This window comes from Phenylobacterium aquaticum (assembly GCF_947378715.1).
GTDB classification, from domain to species: domain Bacteria; phylum Pseudomonadota; class Alphaproteobacteria; order Caulobacterales; family Caulobacteraceae; genus Phenylobacterium; species Phenylobacterium aquaticum_A.
In genome coordinates this window covers 1-6,121 of record NZ_CANCLE010000204.1, presented here as the reverse complement: position 1 = coordinate 6,121, position 6,121 = coordinate 1, and the positions used below count along the sequence as shown (strand labels likewise).

At 71.2% G+C, this 6,121-nt stretch carries 6 protein-coding genes; 5 read left to right on the top strand and 1 reads right to left on the bottom strand.

What is annotated here, in order from left to right; genetic code table 11:
• The 5 genes from Q7P21_RS18760 to Q7P21_RS18740 all read left to right on the top strand — a co-directional run.
• Positions 1-2,475 (top strand): bifunctional [glutamine synthetase] adenylyltransferase/[glutamine synthetase]-adenylyl-L-tyrosine phosphorylase (locus Q7P21_RS18760; protein WP_304179350.1); only part of this gene is annotated, 2,475 nt, incomplete at its 5' end.
• A 78-nt stretch (positions 2,476-2,553) separates the two neighbouring features.
• On the top strand, positions 2,554-3,012 hold the full coding sequence (locus tag Q7P21_RS18755; protein ID WP_304164080.1) for an EF-hand domain-containing protein: 459 nt from the start codon (positions 2,554-2,556) through the stop codon (positions 3,010-3,012).
• Between the two features lie 41 nt (positions 3,013-3,053).
• Positions 3,054-3,602: an RNA polymerase sigma factor gene (locus tag Q7P21_RS18750; RefSeq protein ID WP_304179338.1), complete on the top strand. Its 549-nt coding sequence runs from the start codon at positions 3,054-3,056 to the stop codon at positions 3,600-3,602.
• 10 nt (positions 3,603-3,612) lie between these two features.
• The gene (locus Q7P21_RS18745) at positions 3,613-4,059 is read left to right on the top strand and encodes a hypothetical protein (RefSeq protein WP_304164083.1); all 447 of its coding nucleotides are present in this window, start codon (positions 3,613-3,615) and stop codon (positions 4,057-4,059) included.
• A 1-nt stretch (position 4,060) separates the two neighbouring features.
• Positions 4,061-4,576: a periplasmic heavy metal sensor gene (locus Q7P21_RS18740; protein WP_304164084.1), complete on the top strand. Its 516-nt coding sequence runs from the start codon at positions 4,061-4,063 to the stop codon at positions 4,574-4,576.
• 7 nt (positions 4,577-4,583) lie between these two features.
• Here the strand turns inward: Q7P21_RS18740 and Q7P21_RS18735 are convergent.
• On the bottom strand, positions 4,584-6,121 hold a 1,538-nt coding region (locus Q7P21_RS18735; protein ID WP_304179328.1), incomplete at its 5' end, for a PAS domain-containing sensor histidine kinase.

Genomic DNA, 6,121 nt, shown 5'->3' with positions numbered 1-6,121 from the left:
GCCCTGACCGTGGCGGCGCGGGAGGAGGCCCAGGCGGGTCGGCTGATCCCCCCGGAGTTCGGCGACTATGGCCCGGTCCCGGGCTTCTTCTGCATCGCCATGGGCAAGCACGGCGCCTATGAGCTGAACTATTCCAGCGACATCGACATCTCGGTCTTCTACGAGCCCGACGCCCTGCCGCTGGCGCCGGGCGTGGAAACCCAGGGCTTTGCGGTGCGCCTGACCCACCGCCTGGCCGACCTGATGCAGGATCGCACCGCCGACGGCTATGTGTTCCGGGTGGACCTGCGCCTGCGCCCCGATCCCGCCTCGACCCCGCCCGCCGTCCCGGTGCCGGCGGCCTTGGAATATTACGAGAGCGTCGGCCAGAACTGGGAGCGCGCCGCCTTCATCAAGGCCCGGGCCTGCGCCGGAGACCTGCCCCGGGCCGAGGCCTTCCTGGCGGAGCTGATCCCCTTCATCTGGCGCAAGAACCTCGACTTCGCCTCGATCGCCGACATCCATTCGATCAAGCGCCAGATCCATGTCCACAAGGTCGATGACCGGCTGACCGCCAAGGGCATGGACCTGAAGCTGGGCCGGGGCGGCATCCGGGAGATCGAGTTCTATGTCCAGACCCAGCAGCTGATCCTGGGCGGTCGCCATCCGGACCTGCGCAGCTATCGCACCCTCGACGCCCTGACCGCCCTGCGTGACGCCGGCCATGTGACGGCCCAGGCCTGCGAGGAGATGACGCTCGCCTACCACCTGCTGCGCGGCGTCGAGCACCGCATCCAGATGCTGGCCGACGAGCAGACCCACAAGCTTCCGGAGTCCGACACCGAGCGCAAACGGGTCGCCGCCCTCTATGGCCACGGGCGACTGCGCAGCTTCGACGCCCTGGTGGAGCGGACCCTCAAGACCGTCAACCGGCGCTATGGCGAACTGTTCCCGGACGAGGAGCCGCTGTCGTCGAAGTTCGGCAGCCTGATCTTCACCGGCGTCGAGGACGACCCGGAGACCTTGGCGACGCTCACCCGCATGGGCTTCTCCAATCCGCCCCGCGTGTCCCAGACCATTCGCGGCTGGCACCACGGCCACATCGCCGCGACCCGCACCGAGCGGGGTCGGGAGCTGTTCACCCGGCTCGCGCCGCGCCTGCTCGACGCCGCCCAGGCCACGGGCTCGCCGGACCCCGCCTTCAACCGCTTCGCCGATTTCTTCTCCCGCCTGTCGACCGGGGTGCAGCTGCAGTCGCTGTTCCTGGCCCAGCCGGCCTTGTTCGAGCTGATCGTGCGGGTGATGGCCTATGCGCCGCGCCTGGCCTCGACCCTGGCGCGACGGCCGGCGGCGATCGACGCCATGCTGGACGGCGACTTCTTCGGGCCGATCCTGATCGAGGAAGAGCGCGCCGCCATGGACCGGGCCGTGGCCGAGGCGCCGGGCTTCGAGGCGGCCATGGACGCCGTGCGCCGCGCCCACCGCGAACAGACCTTCCGCATCGGCGTCCAGGTGATGAGCGGCACGGCCAGCGCCGAGGTGGCGGGCGCGGCCTTCGCCGACCTCGCCGACCTCTGCATCCAGGCCCTGGGGCCCGCTGCGCTTGCCGAGGCCGAGCGGATCGGTGGCGAGTTCCCGGGCGAGGTCGCGGTTGTCGCCCTGGGCAAGTGCGGTTCGCGCGAGATGAGCGCCGGCTCCGACCTCGACCTGATGACCCTCTATCGCGCGTCGGAGCCCGCCGCCGCCTCTTCGGTGAAGGGCTGGAGCGCCGACGTCTTCTATGGCCGCTTCACCCAGCGGCTGATCGCGGCCCTGTCCACGCCGACGGGGGAGGGGGAACTGTATGAGGTCGACATGCAGCTGCGCCCCTCCGGCACCAAGGGGCCGGTGGCGGTCAGCTTCGCGGCCTTCGAGGACTATTATGAGCGCGAGGCCGAGACCTGGGAGCTGATGGCGCTGACCCGCGCCCGGGTGGTCTGGGCCACCAGCCCGGCTTTCGCCGAGGCGGGGCAAGGGGCCGTCGACGCCGCTCTGCGCCGGCCCCGCGACCGGGCGCGCACGGCGACGGACGTCCGCGAGATGCGTGAGCTGATGGAGCAGGAGCGACCGCCAAAGGGGGCCTGGGACCTCAAGCTGTCGCCCGGCGGCCTGGTCGATATCGAGTTCGCCGCCCAGTATCTGCAACTGGCCTACGGGGCCGAGGGCGCGCCCCTGCGCCAGAACACCGCCGAGGCCCTGACCGAGGCCGAGACCGCCAGCCTGGCCGATCACGCACCGCTCGAGGCCCTGCGCGCCGCCTGGCGGCTGCAGCAGGACCTGACCCAGCTGCTCAAGCTCGCCCTGACCGGGGCGGAGGACGTCAGCCAGGAGCCCAAGGGCTTCCGCCAGCTGCTGGCGAGGGCCGGCGGCGCGCGGGACTTCAAGGCCCTGCGCGCGAAGCTGGACCGGGTGCGGCAGTCGGCGCGGGCGGCCTATGAGGTGATCCTGAACTCCTGACCGACGGACTCACGGTGCAGCGACGTTGAAGGATTGAACGGCGCCAAGGCCTCCCCCGGCGACCGGAAGGAACTGTCGATGAAGCGTCTTCTGATCGCCGCAGGCTTCATGCTGGTCGCGGGCGTCGCCCAGGCCGAGCGGGGACCGCCGCACGGGGGCGGCATGATGCATGGCGGCGGCGGACCCCGCCAGGACCCGGACCTCAACCACGACGGCAAGGTGACCTTCGCCGAGTTCAAGACCGCCGCTGCCGACCGCATGCTGCGCCGGCTGGACACCAACAAGGACGGCAGGATCAGCAAGGCCGAGGTGAAGGCGATGATCGACCGCCGGGCGGGCTTCGGGCCGCCTGACGCCGCCCAGCGGATGCAGGCGCGCTTCGCCAAGCAGGATGCCAACCACGACGGGTTCCTGACCCGCGCCGAGATCGAGGCGGGCGCGCGCAAGCGCTTCGATGAGGCCGACACCAATCATGATGGCTGGCTTAGCCGCGATGAAATGCTCATCCTGCGCCAGAACCGGCGTGGGCCCGGTTGATCCCGCGAACGGCCAGGCGCCGGGTCGGGGCGAGGTGAGGTTTGGACGCTCAGGATCCGGACGAGGCCCTGATCTTGCGCGTCGCGGCGGGCGACGCCGCGGCTGTGCGGGCCCTGACGGCGCGCAAGCTGCCAAGGATGCTGGCCCTGGCGCAGCGCATGCTGGGCGAGACCCCGGAGGCCGAGGACGTGGCGCAGGAGGCGATGATCCGCGCCTGGCGACAGGCGCCCAAATGGCGTCCGGGCGCAGCCAAGTTCGACACCTGGCTGCACCGGGTGGGCCTGAACCTCTGCTACGACCGGCTGAGGCGAAAGCGAGAGATCGCCATGGACAGCCCGCCGGACCGGGCGGACGAGGGCCCGGCGCCGGATCGCGGGCTGGAAGCCGCCGATGTCGGCCGCCGTGTCGCCCAGGCCATGCAGGCCCTGCCGGACCGGCAGCGGGAGGCGGTGGCCCTGTGCCACTATCAGGACCTGACCAATATCGAGGCGGCGGCCGTGATGGGGGTGAGCATCGAGGCCCTGGAGAGTCTGTTGTCCCGCGGCCGGCGCGCCCTGCGCGTCGCGCTGGCGGATATGGTGGCGTCATGAGGATGGCGAAATGACCCCTGAACGGTTCGAAACGCTGGCGGAAGCCCATGGCGGCGCGGTGGCGCGCTGGCCTGTTGCGGAGCGCGAGGCCGCCGCCGCCTTCATGACGGCCCAGCCGGAGCTGGCCCGCCAGATGCTGGGTCGCGCCGAAGCCCTGGACGCCCTGCTCGACAGCTGGCGCCCGGCGGTGGTGAGCCACGCCCTGATGGAAAGCGTCATCGCCCAGGCGCCCCGGGCGCCGGTGCGCGCCGCCGTGGCCTGGATCTGGCGCGGCGCGCTGGGAACCGGCCTGGCGGCGGCCTGCGCCGCTGGCCTGATGATGGGCGTCGCGCTCTCTGGCGCGACCACGACGACGGCGGAGGCCACGGAACCGGTCAGCGCCGCCATGACCAGCTATGAGGGCCTGACCGACACCGGCGGCGCCTTCACCACCTCGGCCCTGGAGGGCCAAGCCTAGGATGAGCCCGCGCAACCTGACCCTCGCCCTGTTCCTGTCGCTCGCCGTCAATCTGTTCGTGATCGGGGCGGTGGTGGGAATGTTCCTGATCGGCCATCGCTTGCACGGCGTGGCTGAGGCGCCCCGGCGTCCACAGCCGCTGTGGGCCGCCGCCGATGAGCTGCCGACCGAGCACCGCGACGCCTATCGCCAGCTGCTGCAGGGCCAGGCCATGGGCGTCGGCCTGCAGATCCGCCAGGCGCGGAAGGCGCGCCGCGACGCCTTCGCCGCCCTGGGCCAGGAGCCCCTCGATCCCACCGGGGTCAGCAAGCGACTGGCCGACGCCCGCACCCTGGAGGTCCAGGCGCGGGGCGAGGTGGAAAGCCGCATCGTCGACTTCGCCGCCAGCCTGCCGCCGGCCGAGCGGGCCGAACTGGCCCATGGCCTGGTGCAGTCGGCGCCGGGCCCGATGATGGGCATGCGCCGCATGCGACCCATGGGGGAAGAACCCCCGCCGCCGGGACCGGACGCTCAGTAGGCGCGGATCAGGCGGCCGCGCCGCTGGTCGCCAGGGCGACGCCGGTCTGACGGATCGGTAGGGAGAAGCTGACCATGGTGCCCTCGCCAGGCGCGCTCTGCATGTCCAGCGACCCGCCGTGCATCTCCACCAGCGACTTGGTCAGGGCCAGGCCCAGGCCGGTGCCCTGGGTGGTCTTGGAATGCTGGTTCTCGACCTGCTCGAAGGGCTGGGCCAGCCGGGCCAGGTCGTCCTGGGCGATGCCGATGCCGGTGTCCTGGACGCTGACCCGGATGCGCTCGCCGAACGGATCGTGGCGGCCCTCGGCCCGCACCGTGATCCGGCCGCCGCGCGGGGTGAACTTGATGGCGTTGGACAGCAGGTTGAGCAGCACCTGCTTGATCGCCCGGTAGTCCGCCTCGACCTCGGGCAGGTGCGGCGGCAGGTCGATGGTCAGCGCCAGTCCGGCGGTCTCGGCGCGGTTGCGGACCAGCCGCACGGCGTCCTCCGCCACGTCCTCGAGGGACAGGGGCTCGAACTTCAGGCTCATCTTGCCGGCCTCGATCTTCGACATGTCGAGGATGTCGTTGATCAGGGCCAGGAGGTGCTGACCCGAGGAGAGGATGTCGTGCGAATAGCCCTTGTAGCGGGCGTCGCCGAGCGGGCCGAACATCTCCTGGGCCATGATGTCCGAGAAGCCGTTGATGGCGTTCAGCGGCGTGCGCAGCTCGTGGCTCATATTGGCCAAGAACTCGGACTTCGCCTGGTTGGCGCCCTCGGCGCGGACCTTCTCGTTCTCGTATTTGCGGGCCAGTTCCGAGAGCTGTTCCTGGCTGCGCTCGAGGTTGACGACCGCGCGGCGCAGCTCGTCCTCGTTGACCCGGCGGGCCTCCTCCTGGGCCTTCAGCGCGGTGATGTCGGCGGCGGTGACCACCAGGCCGCCCTCGGCGGTGGTGCGCTCGGAGATCTGCACCCAGCGGCCGTCGACCAGCTCGGCCTCGCGCACGCCCTTGCGGCCGCCCAGGGCCGGGAATTCCTGGCGCACGGCCAGCCGCGCCTGGACCTCCAGCTCCTCGCGGGCGACGCCGGGCTTCAGCACATGGGGCTCGAGCCGGAAGAAGCTGCGGTAGTTCTTGTTGCACATCAAAAGCCGGCCCTGCTTGTCCCAGAGGACGAAGGCTTCGGACACGCTTTCGATGGCGTCGCGCAGGCGGGTCTCGGCGGCCTGGGCGCGGGCCTGGGCCAGGCGCTCCTCGGTGACGTCGAGCGCTACGCCGATGATCCGCGCATAGCCGCCCTCGGGGCTCTTGCCGAACCCCTGGCCGCGGGCGTCGATCCAGACGGGCCGGCCGCCGCTGAGGCTGGGGACGCGGAAGGAAACGTCGAAGCCGCCGTAGATGGCGGCCGTGGACAGGGCCTCGCGCAGACCGTTGCGGTGGCCCTCGGAGACGCGCTCCAGCACCTGCTGGCCTTCCACCACCCCGCCGCGCCAGCCGAAGAGGGCGGCGGTGACGTCGGACATGAAGATCTTGTCCTCGGAGAGGTCCCATTCCCAGATGCCGCAGC